Source organism: Streptomyces sp. P6-2-1, assembly GCF_050613165.1.
Classification (GTDB): Bacteria; Actinomycetota; Actinomycetes; order Streptomycetales; family Streptomycetaceae; genus Streptomyces.
In genome coordinates this window covers 3,574,285-3,588,623 of record NZ_CP192513.1, presented here as the reverse complement: position 1 = coordinate 3,588,623, position 14,339 = coordinate 3,574,285, and the positions used below count along the sequence as shown (strand labels likewise).

Here is a 14,339-nt window from a genome sequence, read left to right as displayed (position 1 = left end):
TGCGCGGAACGCGCCTCGCCGGACGCGGCCCCCCGTACGACTCCCGGCGTGGTGTCCGGCGTCGCGGCTTTCGACCCCGGGTCCGGGTCCGTCCGGGAGTCGCGCGGGTTCGTACTACCGCCTGCGGCGCTCACTTCGCCTCAGCCGCCCAGCGCTTCGCGAGCGCCTCCGCCTTGCGCACCGCTTCGGCGACGGCCTCGGGGCCGCCCTCGGCCCTGCCCGCCGCGTAACCGACGAGGAAGGTCGTGAGCGGCGCCGCCGGGCGATCGACGCCGTGCGCCGCGTCGCGGGCGAGGTCGAGCAGCAGACGTACGTCCACGTCGAGGGTGATGCCGAGTTCGGCCTTGACCGCGGAAATCCATTCGTCCAACACGTGACCATGCTCCCTGATCCGGTCCTGGGCGACGGCGAGGTCCTCCCAGGTGTCGCAGTCGAAGGAGACGCGCTCCTCGTCGGGCACCCGGACGAGATCCAGCGGGCCGAGCAGCCGTCGCAGGGACAGCCCACCGGTTCTCGCCTGCCCGCTGTTCCCGCCCCGTAGTTCGCCTGGCGTGCTGTCCCCACCTTCTCGCAGGCGTTCCAGCCCCTCGCGCAGCGGCCCGGTGCGGTAGACGGCGGTGAGGTACTGCTCGCGGCCGTCCGCGTCGGTGTAGAGGGCGCCGTCCTTCGCCGGTTCCGCGTCGAGCGCGGCGTGCAGGCGGGTGAGTGCCGCGGGGGTGAGGAAGGGAAGGTCGGCGGAGAGCAGGCAGAGGCGTGGGGCGCTGACGTGGCGCAGTCCCGCGTCGAGCGCGGCGAGCGGCCCTCCGCCCGGCGGTTCCTCGCGCGCCCACATGACGGGCCGGGCGACGGAACGCGGCGCCGCGACGACGACAGTCGTCCGGGCTTCGGCGCACGCGGCGAGCACCCGGTCGATGAGTCTGAGGCCGCCGACCCGCAGCCCCGGCTTGTCCGCACCCCCGAGCCGCCGGGCCCCGCCCCCGGCGAGGACGACGGCGTCGTACGCCCCGGGAACACCGCCGGGCCCCCCGCCCGCCCCGGGATCGGGTGGACCCGCGTCCCAAGCGTCGTCAGCCCCGCCGCTCCGTCGCCCCACCACCGTCCGCATATCCGCAGTATGCGCGGGCGGGGTGGTGGGAGCGGGGAGCGGGCGTGCCGTGATGTTTCACGTGAAACATCACGGCACGCGAGGAGACCGGGTCGGGGTCAGAGGGTGCGGAGGAGGAGGGCGGGGTGTTCGACGCAGTCGGCGACGTAACGGAGGAATCCGCCTGCGACGCCACCGTCGCAGACGCGGTGGTCGAAGGTGAGGGAGAGCTGCACGACCTGACGGACGGCGAGTTCACCCTCGTGGACCCACGGCTTCGGCGTGATGCGGCCGATGCCGAGCATCGCGGCCTCGGGGTGGTTGATGATCGGGGTCGATCCGTCCACGCCGAAGACGCCGTAGTTGTTGAGAGTGAAGGTGCCGCCGGTGAGCTGGGCCGGGGTCAGGCGCCCCTCGCGTGCGGTGCGGGTCAGGGCCGCGAGCCCGGCCGAGAGCTGTTCGGCATTCTGATCCTGGACCTCGCGCAGCACCGGGACGACGAGCCCGCGTTCGGTCTGGGCCGCGAAGCCGAGGTGAACGGACTTCAGGCGCACGATCTCCTTGTTGACCGTGTCCACACGCGAGTTCAGCTCGGGGAAACGGGCCAGCGCCGCGCTCGTGATGCGGGCGAAGAACGCGAGGACGGAGATCTTCTCGCCGCCCGCCGCGTTCATCGCCGCGCGTGCGGCGAGGAGTTCGGTGGCGTCGGCGTCGACCCAGCAGGTCGCGTCGGGAATCTCGGTGCGGCTGCGGGAGAGCTTCTCGGCGGCCGCGCCGCGCATCCCGGTCAGGGGGACGCGCTCCTCGGCGGAGTCCGGCACGGCCTCGGCATCGGCCACGGCGGGGGTATGGGCCGAATCGGTGACCGCACGCTCGACGTCGGCGCGCACGATGAGGCCCTCAGGGCCGCTGCCGCTGAGGGAGCGCAGGTCGATGCCGTTGTCCCGGGCGAGCTTGCGCACGAGCGGCGAGATGACGGGCACGGGGCCCTCGGTCGCGGTGGCCTGCACGGCGACGGGCTCGGGGGCCGCAGGGGCGGGGGACTCGGCCTCACGGACCTGTACGGCCGGCGTGCCCGTCGTGCGCGTACGGACCCTGCGACGCCGCACGGCGGTCGCTGTGCCCGTGCCGTAGCCGACGAGCACGTTCCCGGAGCCGCCGTCGTCGGTGGCGGAGGCATCGGAGGAAGCGGAGCCCGCAGGCGCGGCACCCGCCGCCGTACCAGCACCGGCACCCGCACCGGCGGCGGCACCGCTGCCCGCGCCGGGGCCGGTCTCCTCCTCCACCGCGATGCTCACGAGCGGCGCGCCGACCGGCAGGGACTGGCCCTCGTCACCGTGGCGCGCGGTGACGACACCGCCGTGCGGGCACGGGACCTCGACCATCGCCTTGGCGGTCTCGACCTCCACGACGGGCTGGTCGATCGCGACGGTGTCGCCGACCTCCACGAGCCACGTCACGATCTGTGCTTCCGTCAGCCCCTCACCGAGATCCGGCAGGGCGAACTCCAGGACCTGCGGCATCAGCGTTCAGCCTCCCACTGCAAGCGCGCGACGGCGTCGAGAATGCGGTCCACACCAGGAAGATGGTGCCGCTCCAGCATGGGGGGCGGGAAGGGGATGTCGAAACCTGTCACGCGGAGCACGGGCGCCTCCAGGTGATGGAAGCAGCGCTCGGTGACGCGCGCGGCGATCTCGCCGCCGGGGCCCGCGAAACCCTGCGCCTCGTGGACGACGACGGCGCGACCCGTGCGGCGTACGGAGGCGGCGACGGTCTCGTCGTCGAAGGGGACGAGCGAGCGCAGGTCGACGACCTCCAGGTCCCAGCCCTCGGCGACGGCGGCCTCGGCGGCCTCCATGCAGACGGGCAGCGAGGGCCCGTACGTGAGGAGCGTCGCGCTGCGGCCCGGGCGGCGCACGACGGCGCGGCCGATGGGCTCGACGGGCTCGGGACTCTCCGGCGACCAGTCGGCCTTCGACCAGTACAGGCGCTTCGGCTCCATGAAGACGACCGGGTCGTCCGACGCGATCGCGGCGCGCAGCAGGCCATAGGCGTCGGCGACGGTCGCGGGTGTGACGACGTGCAGGCCCGGGGTCGCCATGTAGTAGATCTCGGAGGAGTCGCTGTGGTGCTCGACGCCGCCGATGCCGCCGCCGTACGGGATGCGGATCGTCAGCGGGAGCGGGAGGCGCCCGCCCGTGCGGTTGCGCATCTTCGCGACGTGGCTCGCGACCTGCTCGAAGGCCGGGTAGGCGAAGGCGTCGAACTGCATCTCGACGACGGGCCGCAGCCCGTACATCGCCATGCCGACCGCGGCACCGAGGATGCCCGCCTCGGCGAGCGGCGTGTCGAGGCAGCGCTGCTCGCCGAACTCGGCGGCGAGGCCGTCGGTGATGCGGAAGACGCCGCCGAGGGCGCCGACGTCCTCGCCGAGCACGTGCACGGCGGGGTCCTCGGTCATCGCGTCGCGCAGCGCGCGATTGAGCGCGGCGGCCATCGTGGTGGGCCGGGGCGCGTCCGTCGCGGGTGTGCTGGTGACCGTCGTGGCCGTCGTCATCGGCGGCTCTCCCGTTCCGTGTCGTGCGCGGCGTCGCGCGGGGTACTGGGCGCGGCGCCCGCTCCCTCGCCGTGGGCTTCGGCCTCCGCCTCGCGCTCCGCGCGCAGCTGCTCCGCCTGCTCGGCGAGCTGCGGGGTCGGCGTGGCGTAGACGTGGGCGAAGAGTTCCTCGGGGTGCAGCTCGGCGTCGGCGTTGAGGCGGGCGCGGAGCCCTGCGGCGAACTCCTCGGCGCGCTCGCGCTCCGCCTCGATCGCGTCCTCGTCCAGGAGACCGAGGGCGAGCAGTTCGCGCTCCAGGAGCCGCACGGGGTCGTGCGCGCGCCAGGTCTCGACCTCTTCGGCGTCGCGGTAGCGCGTGGCGTCGTCGGCGTTGGTGTGTGCGTCGAGGCGGTACGTGACGGCTTCGACGAGCGTCGGCCCGCCTCCCGTCCTGGCCCGCTGGACGGCCTCGCCGAGCACCTCGTGCAGGGCGAGTACGTCGTTGCCGTCCACGAGCCGGCCCGGCATCCCGTAGCCCACGGCCTTGTGGGCGAGCGAGGGGGCGGCGGTCTGCTTGTCGAGGGGCACGGAGATCGCGTAGCCGTTGTTCTGCACGAGGAAGACGACGGGTGCCTGCCAGACGGCGGCGAAGTTGAGGGCCTCGTGGAAGTCGCCCTCGCTCGTGCCGCCGTCGCCGCACATCGCGAGCGCCACGACGTCGTCGCCGCGCAGCCGGGCGGCGTGCGCGAGGCCGACCGCGTGCGGCAGGTGCGTGGCGAGCGGCGTGGACAGGGGCGCGACACGGGTCGCGTGCGGGTCGTAGCCGGTGTGCTTGTCGCCGCGCAGGAGCGTCAGGGTCTCCAGCGGGTCGACGCCGCGCGCGACGATCGCGAGGGTGTCGCGGTAGCTGGGGAAGAGCCAGTCCTGGTCCTGGAGCACGAGCGCCGCCGCGATCTCGGCGGCCTCCTGCCCGGTGGTCGAGGGGTAGACGGCGAGCCTGCCCTGCCGGGTGAGGGCCGTGGCCTGCGCGTTGTAGCGGCGGCCGCGGACCAGTTCGGCGTAGAGGCGGAGGAGGAGGTCGGGGTCGGCCGCGGCGGCCGGGGGCTTCTTCGGCCCGGCCTTGGCGCGGCGGGCGCCGGGCTTGGCGGGCGCCGCGGCCACGCCGAGGAGCCGGTAGGGCTCGGCGTCGGGCAGCAGGGGGGCCGGGTCGGTACGCGGCCGCCAGTGCGGGGGCGGGGCGGGGCGGGGCGTGTCCCTCTGCCCCTGATGCTCGACGACCGTCATGTCCGGCACCTCCTTGTGAGAACACCACGTCTGGGAAAGCTGGGCGAGGCGGGTCCGCGCGTGACCCACTTCACCTCCTGATGGTGCGAGGATCAGCGCATTTTGGCCACAGGCGACCCGGGCCTGTGGACAATCGGTGTCATTCGGCGTCTGATGTTGACCAGGCGTCCATGAGGGGCCGTTCGGTACCGGCCCCGCCTGAACGATTGGCCGCGACCCTCCCCTCCCGTCCAGCCTCCCGTCCTGCGGCAGGGCCGGGGGGCACGGATCGGCGGGGGAATGCGGGAGGGTAGGAACAAGGAAGCGGGAACGTCGTACGGGCCGCCCGCCGCACACGGCGGAGAGCGCCCGACGGAGCCGTCGGCACGGACGCCTCGGCACGGGCACCCGGCGGTACGGGTACGAGTGCGGCAGGGCGCCGGGTCCGGGCGGTACGGGTACGGAGCCGACGCGGACCCGGCGGTAGGGCCGCGAGGCCGCGGCCCGGCGCCGTACGCGGCGGTACGTGGGCACGGCAGCGATGACAGTGGCAGGACCGACAGGGCACGGGGCGGGACATGACACGACGGGAACGAACCGACGACAGCAGGCCCGGCGAGCAGGCCCGCGCGGCCGGGCACGCCCGCCCGCGCCACGAAGCGGCACCGCAGGCCGAGACGCGCCCCCGCGAAGTCCCGCCACCCCGGCTGCGCCCCCCGGCCCCCCGCACGAGCGCGGCCGGAGCGGCAGGCGCTCCAGGCACGGCAGGCGCGGCAGGAGCACCAGGCACGGCAGGCACCGCGGGCCCGGCAGCCCCGCCCGGCGCTCCCGGCACCTCCGGCACCCCTGGTGCGGCCGAGCGCGCCCCCGCCTCCCCACCCGCCTCACGCCCCCGCGAGCCGCGCCCGCTGGACGCGGTGGACCACGACATCCTGCGCATCCTCCAGGCGGACGGACGGGCCTCGATCCGCTCGGTCGCCGAGCAGGTGCACGTCTCGCGCGCGAACGCCTACGCCCGCATCAACCGCCTCGTCGAGGACGGCGTGATCCTCGGCTTCGGTGCCCGCGTGCACCATGAACGCGCAGGTCAGGGCGCCTCCGCCTACCTGACCCTGCGCATCGTGCAGAACTCCTGGCGCACCGTCCACCGCCAGTTGCGCGCGCTGCCCGGCGTCTCCCACATCGCGCTCGTCTCGGGCGACTTCGACGTCCTGGTCCTCGTGCACTCGCCGGACAACCGGGCCCTGCGCGAACTCGTCCTCACCCGCCTCCAGGCGATCCCCGAGATCCTCAGCACACGTACGCTGCTGGTGTTCGAGGAGGAAGAGGTCGGACAGGGCCCCGAGCCCTCGGGAGCGCCGGAACACCCGGCGGACCACCCGGCCCGCTGAGCACTCCCGTCGCGGACCTTCGCTCTGGGCAAGGCGGCGCGGCGGGCGTTAGAGTGACCGAACGATCGGTCGGCACAAAGGAGAGCCGCTGAGCCCTCCCCGGAACGGTGGTCCTGATCATGACGGCTGCGGTCAAGCGCGATGCCTACACGCCGGAATCCCTCCTCTCCGTCGCGGTGGGCGTCTTCAACGAACGCGGGTACGACGGCACCTCGATGGAGCACCTGGCGCGGGCCGCCGGGATCTCGAAGTCCTCGATCTACCACCACGTCTCCAGCAAGGAAGAGCTGCTGCGCAGGGCCGTGAGCCGCGCGCTCGACGGACTCTTCGGCGTGCTCGACGAGGAGGGCGCGCGCACGGGCACGGCGACGGAGCGCCTGGAGTACGTCGTACGGGGGACGGTCGCCGTCCTGGTCGCGGAGCTTCCGTACGTGACGCTGCTCCTGCGGGTACGCGGCAACACGGACGCGGAGCGCTGGGCGATGGAGCGCCGCCGCGACTTCGACCACCGCCTCGCCGACCTCGTCCAGGCGGCCGTCACGGAGGGCGGCCTGCGCGCGGACATCAGCCCGCGCCTCGCGACCCGCCTCCTCTACGGCATGATCAACTCGATCGTCGAGTGGTACCGCCCGGCCGACGGCGGGAACGCGGACGCGCGCGCACAGCAGCGGGACCGGGCCAAGGACCTCGCGGACGCCGTGCTCCACCTCGCCTTCGACGGACTGCGCCCGCGCTGACCTCTGAGGCACCGCCGACCGTCCGGAGGGCCAGGGGCGTGCCCGGAGCGCCCACGGCATCCGCGCCGCGTGCCGCCCGGCAGCGCCTCATGGTCGCCCGGCCCCCGAAGACCAGTGGTAGAGGGCCATCCCCACGCTCGTCGCGAGGTTGTAGCTGGAGACGTGGGGGCGCATGGGCAGCGCGACGAGGCGGTCTGCCCGTTCCCGTACCGACGCCGTGAGGCCGTGCCGCTCGGAGCCGAAGGCGAGCAGCGCGTCATCCGGGACGCGCAGGCCACGCAGGTCCTCGCCCTCCGCGTCGAAGGCCCACAGCGGCCCTGCGGGCAGCTCGGGAACGGTGCGGCGCGCCACCGGCGTCGCGAAGTGCAGCCCGGCGCCCGCGCGGACCACTGCGGGGTGCCAGGGGTCGAGGTCGCCCGTCGTCACGACGCCGCTCGCGCCGAAACCGGCGGCGAGCCTGATCACCGCGCCCGCGTTGCCGAGGTTGCGCGGCTCGTCGAGGACGAGGAGCGGGCTCGTACGGGGCCCGGCGAAGTCCGGCACGGGTGGTCGTCCCGCGAGCGCCGCGACGCCGGTCGGGTGCGGGCGTGGCACGAGCGAGCGGTAGAGGGCCGTGGGGACGGGGACGAGCAGTTCGGCGAGGCGTGGCGCGAGGTCGGGGGCCAGCTCATCGGCGAGGGCGAGCGCGGCCGCACGGTCCTCGGCGACAGCGAGCGGCACGTCCGCGCCGAAGCGCAGGGCGTGCTTGAGCGCGTGGAAACCGTCGATGAGTACGACGGCCATCCCCTCAAGACCCGCTGTGAGCGCGTGCCAGCGCCCGGCCGCCTCTCGGGCGGCGGCCTCCCGCACGGCCTCCCCGGCCGCCTCGTTCTCCCGCATGCCGTGCACCCTACGGGGCGGCACTGACACTCCCCGTCTCCGCACGCCCGGGAGCCTCGCGGTCGGCGGTGCGCACCGGGCGGCGCGCCCCGTACCGCGGCGCCCGGCGCGTCACCCTGCCCGCCCCGCGCTCCACCGCGCGCAGTAAACCGGTCGGCAGGAAGACCGCGTCGGCGGCGAGCATCGCGAGGGAGAAGAAGGGGAGTCCGAGGAGGACGGCGATCCCGAGGTGCTCGGCGGCCAGGACGATGATCAGAACATTCTTGGCCCGGCGATTCAGGAGCGAGAACGGGAACGCGACCTGCGCGAAGACCGTTGCGTAGGTCAGCAGGGTGATCAAGGTCCCGTGGGCGGCGAGGGCGTGGGAGAGCGCCGGCCAGGGGGAGAAGGAGTCGAGTTCGAGGGGGTAGTAGACAGCGGTGCCGTCCTGCCAGCGGCTGCCCTGGATCTTGTACCAGCCGGCCGTGGCGTAGACGAGGCAGGTCTCCGCCATGATGATCAGCGATCCGGCGTGGTGCAGGAGGTTGCCGAGGACATTGGCGAGCGCGCGCGTCTCGCCGAGCGGGTGGCGTTCGAGGAACCACCAGGCGCCGAGGGCGGCCCAGGTCGCCGCGAGGGTGAGGGTCCAGCCCGGGGTGAGGCGGTCGCTCAGGCGGGCGCTGAGCAGCGCCGCGCCGAGCGAGGCCCACAACCAGGGGCCCACCCGGTCGGGGCGCACACCTTCGGGGTCCCGGGCACGGCGGCGGGCGTCGAGCGACCACACCTGCCCGCAGCGGGTGAGGCACAGGTACAGGGCGAGCAGGTGGATGAGGTTGTCGCCGCCGTCGCCGACGAAGACCGAACGGTTCTGGAGCGAGAGCACGGTCAGCGCGAAGAGCACGGACATCGTCCGCGTGCGCCAGCCGAGCACGAGCAGGAAGGAGACGAGCAGGGCGAGCACGTACACGAAGGTGAACCACACCTCGCCGCGTGACCACAGCAGCGCGGTGAACGCCCCGTTGCCATCGACGAGTTGCCGCGCGAGGTCCCAGCCCCAGGCGCTGCCGGGGCCGTACAGCTCCGCGCGGTGCGGCCACTCGCGCAGCAGGTAGCCGCCCCACGTCGCGGCGACCCCGATCCGTACGGCGGCGAGCTGCCGCGTACCGAGCGTCGAGCCGGTGACCCGCGCGACGGCGGTACGGAGCAGCGCGCGCGGGGCGGCGAGGCGGGACGGGCGCGGTCGTGCGGAGCTTGCGGGGGACCGTGGCCGGGGGACGGCGGCGGGTCCCGGCGTGCCCTGCGAGGGGGACCCGGTCATCGGTGGGCCTCCGCCCAGTCGAGGGTGCGGTAGGCAGGGCGGGTGCCGAGCTTCTCGCCGCTCCAGGGCGGGGGCGGTACGGGGGTGAACCGGGCCCGTACCCGTACGCGGATCAGCTCGGCGCCCGGGCCGCCCGCGCCCGCACGCTCCAGGCGCTGCGTCGCGAGGCGGGTGAGGTAGGCGGCGGACAGCCGGCCCCGGGTGCCGAGGGGGCGGCCGTCGTTGTCGTGCGAGGAGGCGTAGAGGTCCCAGGCGCGGCGGAGGACGTTCTGCCGGGCGTGGCTCGGCAGCAGCTCACCGTGCAGCGCCGCGCCGTCGCGCGCCGACAGGTCGTACCAGCCCGTCATGAAGCTGGTGCCGTCCGCGTGCAGGCCGCTCGCGCGCGCCTGCACGGCGGTGTCCTGCTGTATCGGGTTGGGGGCGAAGAGCTTCCAGTTCTGTTCGAACTCCGGGTAGATCCAGGCGTTCACGGCCTTCGCCTGGCGTTTGCTGACCGTGTTCGCCGGGGCGACGTGGAGGAAGAGGAAGGAAAGGTGCAGGGCGGTGAGAACGAGCACGGCGGCGAGCGCGAGCGCGCCGACGGCGCGGAAGGGGAGGGAGAGCGCGGCCAGCCCGGCGGCGGGAGCGGGGTCCGGGGCGGGGACGGGGTCCGGGGCGGGGACGGGGGCGACTTCGGGCGTGGGGGGCGCGTCCGGCGTGGGGGTGACGTCCAGCGCGGGGGCGCGCACCGGTCGCGTACCGCAGGGGTCCTGTTCACCACCGGCCGGTCCGCCACCGGCCGGTCCGCCACCCGCCTCCGCGCCGTCGGGCACCGGAGCGTCGCGCGTTATGCCCTCGTCCGCGCTCATCCCATCCCGCTCCACCGCCGGCTCACATGACGAAACCGGCGGCGCCCTTGTCGTCGACGACAGGCTTGCCCGCCGACTCCCACGCCTGCATCCCGCCCTCGACGTTGACCGCGTCGATGCCCTGCTGGGCGAGGTACATCGTGACCTGGGCCGAACGGCCGCCGGAGCGGCAGATGACGTTGACCGTGCCGTCCTGCGGCGCGGCCTCGGTGAGTTCGCCGTACCGCGCGACGAAATCACTCATCGGGATGTGCAGGGCGCCCTCGATGTGACCCGCCTGCCATTCGTCGTCCTCACGGACGTCGAGGAGGAAGTCGTCGGCCTTCAGCTCGCCGACACCGACACTGGGCAGAGATCCGAAATGCATGCCTGAGACGCTACCCGACCCGCCCGCTCCCGGACGCCGGGTCGTCCCCGGAGCCGAGAGAATCGGCAGGCGAGGCAGGATTGGCGGCGGAATGGGCAGGATTGGCAGGGTCCGCTGCGGGTGCGGCAGGGTCCGCACCCGTCCCCGTATCCGTACCGGCGTTCGAGCCCGCGCCCGCCGTGCCCTCCCCCGTGCCGCCACCGGGCTGTGCCTCTCCCGAGGTCCAGCGGAGCAGTTCGTGCTCCTTCTCGGCGACCTGGGCGAGGAGTTGCTCGGCGACCTCCTCGATGAGGCGGTCGGGGTCGTCGGGGGCGAGGCGGAGCATCGAGCCGATCGCGCTCTCCTCCAGCTCGCGCGCCGTCGCCGCGATCATGTCCTTGCGCTGCGCGAGCCACTCCAGGCGCGCGTACAGCTCCTCGCTGCGGCTGGGGAAGGCGGGCTGCGGCGCCGGGCCCGACTCCCACTCGGTGGCGAGCGCGCGCAGCGCCGCCTCGTCCCCGCGCCCGTACGCCGTCGTGACACGGCTGATGAACTCGTCGCGCCGCGCACGTTCCTTCTCGTCCTGTACGAGGTCGGGGTGGGCCTTGCGGACGAGTTCGCGGTAGAGCGCGCGGGCCTCCTCGCTCGGCCGGACGCGCTCCGGGGGGCGGACGGGCTGCTCGGTGAGCATCGCGGCGGCCTCGGGCCACAGGCCTTCGGAGCCCATCCAGCCGTGGAACAGCTCCTCGACGGCGGGCATCGGCATGGCCTCGGCGCGCAGCCGCGCGGCGGTGAGCCGGTCCTCGTCGTCGCCGGTGCGCGCCGCGCGGGCCTCGGCGATGAGGGCGTCGAGTTCGTCGAGGCGGGCGTAGACCGGGCCGAGGCGCTGGTGGTGGAGGCGGGAGAAGTTGTCGACCTCGATACGGAAGGTCTCGACGGCGATCTCGTACTCGATGAGCGCCTGCTCGGCGGCGCGGACGGCCCGCTCCAGGCGCGCTTCGGGGCGGGCGGCCTCGTCGGCGGGAGGCGCGTCGGGGGCGGAGGTCGCGTCGGCGGCGCGGGGTGCGTCTGGGGAGGGGGGCGCGGCGGCGGGTGTTCCGCCGGGCGGTCCGGCGGCCGGGCCCGGCGCCGGAGCGGCGCCCTCGCCCTGCGGCGTCGGCGGGGCGGGCTGTGGGGACTCGTCTTCCGGGATCGTCACCAGGCCAGCCTAGGTCACGCGGCGGATGATATGAGGGTTTGGGGTTTCGGGCCGAAATCTGTGGATAACTCGACTGATTTCTCTGCCGCGTTCAGTCTCACGGGTGAGAGGTTTTATGGGTTTGCTGGAGTTGTCCACAGATGGGGGTGGAGGGGTGGGGTGGGGGTGGTGAGGGCTGAAAGAATGGTCACAGGGGAGCCCCCCGGGTGGGTGGGGGACTGTCTCGGGCCAGGCGCGCGCCACACCCCCGCCCGGGTGGGTGGGGGACTGTCTCAGGCCAGGCGCGCGCCACACCCCCTCCCCCCTCCCACCCCTCCCAGCACCCTCCCCCCACTCCCTCGCCTCCCCCTCACCTCACCTCCCCTCACCCCACCCCCCTCACCCCCTCACCCCACCCCCCGCCACAAACCGCGCATGATCCCCCTCCGTCACATCCGCGTACACCCGCGCGAATTCCCCCACCGCGGCCTCGAACTCCCCGCTCTTCCCGCAGTATCCGGCGATCACCCGGGGGTCGGCCGTGTGCGCGTGCGCCCGCGCCAGCAGCGCCCCCGTCATCCGCGCGTAGTCGTCCAGCTCCGCCGGAGCCAGCGACACCGGATCGACGCTCCCCTTCCGGTTCCGGAACTGCCGCACCTGGTAGGGAAGTTCATCGATCGTCGTCCACCCCAGCAGGTGATCGCTGACGACCTGCATCCGCCGCTGCCCGAGCACCACACGCCGCCCCTCGTGCGTCACAGGTTCGTGCGCGGGGAAACCGGCCGTCGCGAGGTGCGGCAGGAGCGCCGAGGGGCGCGCCTCCTTCACCTGGAGGACGAGCGCCTCGCCCCGGTGGTCGAGGAGCAGCACCACGTACGAGCGCGTCCCGACACTCCCCGTGCCGACGACGCGGAAGGCGACATCGTGCACGGCGTAACGGGCGAGGAGCGGCAGCCGGTCCTCGGCGATCGTCCCGAGCCAGTCGCCGAGCGCTCGCGCGACGCCTGCCGCCTCGGCGTCCCCGACGCGGCGCAGCACGGGCGGCGCGTCCACGAAGCGCCGCCCGCCCTCCGGCGTCGCCTCGGTCGAACGCGCCGCGAAACGCGCGCTCGTATTGCGCCTGGCCTTCGCGGCGACGCGCCCGAGCGTGCCCGCCAGGTCCTTCGCGTCCGCGTGCGAGACGAGGCTCTCGTCGGCGACCGCGTGCCAGGCGTCGAGCGCCGGGAGCTTCGCGAGGAGCCGCATCGTGTGCCGGTACGCGCCCGCCGCGTCGCGCGCCGCGTCCGCGCACACCTCCTCGCTCGCCCCCGCCTCACGCCCCGCGAGCACGAGTGAGGTCGCGAGCCGCTTGACGTCCCACTCCCAGGGGCCGTACACGGTCTCGTCGAAGTCGTTGAGGTCGATGACGAGTTCGCCGCGCGCGTCCCCGTAGAGCCCGAAGTTCGCGGCGTGCGCGTCGCCGCACAGCTGGGCGCCGACGCCGGTCACGGGCGTGCGCGCGAGGTCGTACGCCATGAGCCCGGCGGTGCCGCGCAGGAAGGCGAAGGGGCTCGCGGCCATGCGCTCCGCGCGCAGCGGCGTGAGCGCGGGCAGCCGTCCCCGGTTCGACTCCTCGACGGCGTCGACCGGATCGGGCCGCTCGGGATCGCGGACGAAATCCGCGTGCGCGGCCCGTGGCACCCGCTCGCGCAGCGCCTTCCCGTACGCCTTCCCGCCCCCGGCCCGCCCGCGCCGCGCGAAACCGGCCACCTCGGGAATCCGCCCCCGCCCCACTCCGGCGCCCGCTCCACCCCGTACGACCACCGCGCCTCCGGTACGCGCCACGTCGCCCACTCCCGCACCCGCCGACGCACCCACCCCCGTACCCGCCGACGCACCCGCCTCCGTGGGCGTCACAGCGTCCGCCCCCGCACGCGCCCCGGCATCCGCCCCCGCACGGATCACCGCCCCCGCCACCGTGTCCGCGTCCGTGCGCGCACCCGCGTCCGCGTCCGTGCCCGTGTCCGCACCCGTGTCCGTGCCCGTGTCCGTCATGCGCCGACCGCCCCCTCGTCCGCGCGCCCTCCCGTTCCCACGGCACGGGTGTACGGGGTCCAGGCGCTGTACGTGTGGCAGGCACCCTACGACGCGGCCCCCCGCCGTCCCTGGCGGCCCCGGCCCCTCAGCCAGAGGCTGGCCACGAGCCCAGGGCAGCCCTCCGGCCCCCGGAACCCGGTCTCGCCCGCGCCGCGCTCAGCAGTCCCCGCCGCCCGCACGCCCCTCCGTCGCCCGCATCGCCGCCGCGCGGGCCTCCGCGCAGGGGGTGCCCGCGTGGTCCAGGTAGCGCTCCGCCCACTCGCCGAGCGAGGCGAGGGAGGGGCCGAGGGCCTCACCGGCCTCGGTGAGGCGGTAGCTGACGCGCAGCGGCGGGCCCTCGTCGACCTCACGTACGACGAGCCGCGCGCCCGCGAGTTCGGTGAGGCGGTCCGAGAGCATCCGCTCGCTGATGCCGGGGATCGCCCGGCGCAGGTCGGCGAAGTGCGCGGGGCCGGGGATCAGCACGGCCACGATCAGCCCGGTCCAGCGTTTGCCCAGGAGGTTGAAGACGAGGGTCATCCCTCTGCCGACCTCGGTACACGCCGTGTCGCTCTCCGTCTTCTCCGCCATGCGTCCCAGGGTACTGCCCCTCCGGAACCCACTGCGAAAAAGTAAGTGCCTGTGTTATTACTAGTTGCAGAGGAAAGTTCACGACCTCCGCGTGCCGGCCCGTATCCCTGAGCCGCCGCCCTTCCCTTTCCACCCG

The 14,339-nt window shown here is 74.3% G+C and carries 12 protein-coding genes and 1 pseudogene; 2 read left to right on the top strand and 11 right to left on the bottom strand.

The features are described from left to right. Positions 1–130: 130 nt before the first annotated feature. The 4 genes from ACQYWQ_RS15465 to pdhA all read right to left on the bottom strand — a co-directional run bounded on the left by ACQYWQ_RS15465 (position 131) and on the right by pdhA (position 4,903). Complete coding sequence (locus ACQYWQ_RS15465) at positions 131–1,105, bottom strand: DUF6457 domain-containing protein (RefSeq protein WP_431035227.1); 975 nt, start codon at positions 1,103–1,105, stop codon at positions 131–133. 98 nt (positions 1,106–1,203) lie between these two features. Continuing rightward, positions 1,204–2,607: a dihydrolipoamide acetyltransferase family protein gene (locus ACQYWQ_RS15460; RefSeq protein WP_431035226.1), complete on the bottom strand. Its 1,404-nt coding sequence runs from the start codon at positions 2,605–2,607 to the stop codon at positions 1,204–1,206. Next, positions 2,607–3,641 carry an alpha-ketoacid dehydrogenase subunit beta gene (locus tag ACQYWQ_RS15455; RefSeq protein ID WP_431035225.1) on the bottom strand — a complete coding sequence of 345 codons (1,035 nt, stop codon included), beginning with the start codon at positions 3,639–3,641 and terminating at the stop codon, positions 2,607–2,609. Before ACQYWQ_RS15455 ends, ACQYWQ_RS15460 begins: the two co-directional genes overlap by 1 nt. Then, complete coding sequence (gene pdhA, locus ACQYWQ_RS15450; RefSeq protein WP_431035223.1) at positions 3,638–4,903, bottom strand: pyruvate dehydrogenase (acetyl-transferring) E1 component subunit alpha; 1,266 nt, start codon at positions 4,901–4,903, stop codon at positions 3,638–3,640. Before pdhA ends, ACQYWQ_RS15455 begins: the two co-directional genes overlap by 4 nt. A 686-nt stretch (positions 4,904–5,589) precedes the next feature. Between pdhA and ACQYWQ_RS15445 the strand changes: the two genes are divergently transcribed. Next, the gene (locus ACQYWQ_RS15445; RefSeq protein WP_431039206.1) at positions 5,590–6,273 is read left to right on the top strand and encodes an Lrp/AsnC family transcriptional regulator; all 684 of its coding nucleotides are present in this window, start codon (positions 5,590–5,592) and stop codon (positions 6,271–6,273) included. Between the two features lie 119 nt (positions 6,274–6,392). Beyond that, positions 6,393–7,010, top strand: a complete 618-nt coding sequence (locus ACQYWQ_RS15440) for a TetR/AcrR family transcriptional regulator (RefSeq protein ID WP_431035221.1) — start codon at positions 6,393–6,395, stop codon at positions 7,008–7,010. An 87-nt stretch (positions 7,011–7,097) separates the two neighbouring features. Here ACQYWQ_RS15440 and ACQYWQ_RS15435 read toward each other — a convergent pair whose 3' ends face one another. The 7 genes and pseudogenes from ACQYWQ_RS15435 to ACQYWQ_RS15405 form a co-directional block, all read right to left on the bottom strand. After that, on the bottom strand, positions 7,098–7,898 hold the full coding sequence (locus ACQYWQ_RS15435) for a TrmH family RNA methyltransferase (protein WP_431039205.1): 801 nt from the start codon (positions 7,896–7,898) through the stop codon (positions 7,098–7,100). A gap of 1 nt (position 7,899) precedes the next feature. Continuing rightward, positions 7,900–9,186, bottom strand: coding sequence for an HTTM domain-containing protein (locus tag ACQYWQ_RS15430; RefSeq protein WP_431035220.1), 1,287 nt, complete (start codon positions 9,184–9,186; stop codon positions 7,900–7,902). After that, positions 9,183–10,034, bottom strand: coding sequence for a DUF5819 family protein (locus ACQYWQ_RS15425; protein WP_431035219.1), 852 nt, complete (start codon positions 10,032–10,034; stop codon positions 9,183–9,185). The genes ACQYWQ_RS15430 and ACQYWQ_RS15425 overlap by 4 nt, the downstream gene beginning before the upstream one ends. 22 nt (positions 10,035–10,056) lie before the next feature. After that, positions 10,057–10,401 carry a rhodanese-like domain-containing protein gene (locus ACQYWQ_RS15420; protein WP_431035217.1) on the bottom strand — a complete coding sequence of 115 codons (345 nt, stop codon included), beginning with the start codon at positions 10,399–10,401 and terminating at the stop codon, positions 10,057–10,059. Between the two features lie 232 nt (positions 10,402–10,633). Further along, positions 10,634–11,578 (bottom strand): annotated as a pseudogene (locus ACQYWQ_RS15415) (hypothetical protein); the annotation flags it as partial. A gap of 378 nt (positions 11,579–11,956) precedes the next feature. Next, on the bottom strand, positions 11,957–13,591 hold the full coding sequence (locus tag ACQYWQ_RS15410; RefSeq protein WP_431035216.1) for a DUF2252 domain-containing protein: 1,635 nt from the start codon (positions 13,589–13,591) through the stop codon (positions 11,957–11,959). A 198-nt stretch (positions 13,592–13,789) separates the two neighbouring features. After that, the gene (locus ACQYWQ_RS15405; protein ID WP_431035214.1) at positions 13,790–14,203 is read right to left on the bottom strand and encodes a winged helix-turn-helix transcriptional regulator; all 414 of its coding nucleotides are present in this window, start codon (positions 14,201–14,203) and stop codon (positions 13,790–13,792) included. Between the last annotated feature and the right edge of the window lie 136 nt (positions 14,204–14,339).